We start from the raw sequence: 2,052 nt of genomic DNA on the forward strand, positions 1-2,052 counted from the left end.
AAACGCTTCAAAGCCGTATCGAGTTTGTATGCTACGCGCATTACTAAAGCCCACATTTATAACAATTAAAGACTGATGCCCGTGTTCTAGGGATTGAAGCGTATCTTCAACGACAGCTTCCAGAGCGGCGCGATTAAGAAATCCGGTACCTTGGTCATGGGTTTTCTGGTAGTTAACTTGTCTTTCAGCGGCTTTGCGGCGGTCAATTTCTTGAGTGAGTGAAAAGCTGAGTTGGGCGAGGTCAGTGGTTCGGTTTTCTACGCGATTTTTAAGTTCGCTGTTAAGTCTCAACAGTTTGTATTGTTGGTAGACAACAGCAAGTTGAGCTTCTATTGAGTCCTTGAACGTATTGAGCAATTGCCGGTAAGTTTCGCTGTACTCATTGGCTTTGGAGTCCAACATACAAATGGTTCCAAACGTTTCGCCATTTGGCCAAAACAACGGCAAACCACAATAGGAGAGCATACCAAGTTTGATGTCCGGGTTATTCGACCATTTTTCATCGGCAAGGGCATCAGGGACAACTAGTTGGCTTTTGGTTTCAATGACATGTTCACAGTACAAACCATGTCCAAGATCTTCTTTGTCGCCAGCTTTATATGGATTACCTTGAGTGTCACTTGAGGTGTTTACTTCGATGTGGTTTTGATGCACTCGCATAATAAGCGTGGTTGGCACGTCTGCAATCTGTGCGAGGAGATTGACGATATCCTGCCAGCTTCGCTGCATGGATTCAGGAATCTCATAATCTAGTGTTTGAAATCTCCCCATAGAGGCCTTCCTTTCCGGTAGTTTCACATCCTGTGAATCGAAGATTTATGCAGTAGTAATTGTTATAACATTAGTCGTTTTACTTAAGTATAGGGTCGCCCACAGACGAAACAAAAAAAAGTCCTGAAAACCTTTCAGGACCCAAAATTGTTGGAAGCCATCTCAAATATGAAACAAATTTGACGAACTTATGGCTTAAGTGACGCCAAGGTTTCTAACGAAATGTCTTGCGAGTAGTCTACATCGTCAAAGTTAAAGCCGTTGAGTTTCATGAACTCGTCCTTAAAGCCTTGGTAATCACCAATCTCTTTAAAGTTCTCCGCATTCATTTGTTCTAATAAATGACTCACTTCAGCCTGCGTTTGCGGATCCAGTTCTAAATCATCAATTCGAATCAATCGCTCGCCATCAACAGGAACTTTAGGCTGATCGTAAAGCTTCGTCGTGAACAGACGTTGCATTTGTTCGATGCAGCGTTCATGCGTGCCTTTCTCTTTCATTACTCGGTACAGAGCTAAAAGGTAAGGGCTCAGAGCAGGAATGAAAACACTGGCTTTGGTTACCAGCGCTTTACACACCGTGGCGTAAGCACCACCGTCGAAGTTAGCCAGTTTCAGATTCAATGCATGGCTGGTTTGGTGCAAATCAATTTTGGCTCGGCCTAAAGTACCATCAAGATAGATTGGGTGAGTAACTTCTGGGCCCATGTATGAGAATGCAATGGTTTTGCAACCTTGAGCGACGGATTCCGTGTTGATGAGAGTATCAATCCAGCTTTCCCAATCTTCTCCACCCATGACCTTAATGGTCGCTTCTGCTTCCTCTTCGGTGGCAGGCTCGAGCGTGGTTTCAACCCATTGATCATTTTCAAGTAAGATGGAAGCGCCAGTAACCGACTCACCAATAGGCTTAATCACACTGCGCCAGAACGTATCTGAATGAGGTTTTGGACGAACGCCCGCTGCAAGGCTGTAAATCACCAAATCGACTTCACCTTCAAAGTAGGTTTCGATCGCTTCGATAACTTCATTACGGACAGAGTCAGAGAATGCATCACCAACAATATTGATTGCAGTGCGTCCTGCATGTGTTGCTTCTTGTTTGAAAAAGATGTTGTTGTACCAGCCTGCGCTGCCAACCCCTTTCTCAGATGGACCTCGTTCAAACGAGACGCCAATGGTGTCTGCTTCAGCGCCGCCAAACGTTAGGGCAATACGTGCTGCTAACCCAAAACCGGAGGAAGCACCAATAATTAAAACTCGTTTAGGGCCGCTTTGGATC

The 2,052-nt window shown here is 44.9% G+C and carries 2 protein-coding genes; both read right to left on the minus strand.

Going from position 1 to position 2,052, the window contains the following annotated elements; translation table 11 throughout:
- The coding region (locus R7Q46_RS24690) for a GAF domain-containing protein (RefSeq protein WP_318077861.1) at positions 1-771 on the minus strand (771 nt) is incomplete at its 3' end.
- Positions 772-959: 188 nt separating this feature from the next.
- Positions 960-2,052 (minus strand): enoyl-ACP reductase FabV (fabV, locus tag R7Q46_RS24695; protein ID WP_318077862.1); only part of this gene is annotated, 1,093 nt, incomplete at its 5' end.

It is taken from the genome of Vibrio sp. 811 (assembly GCF_033339195.1).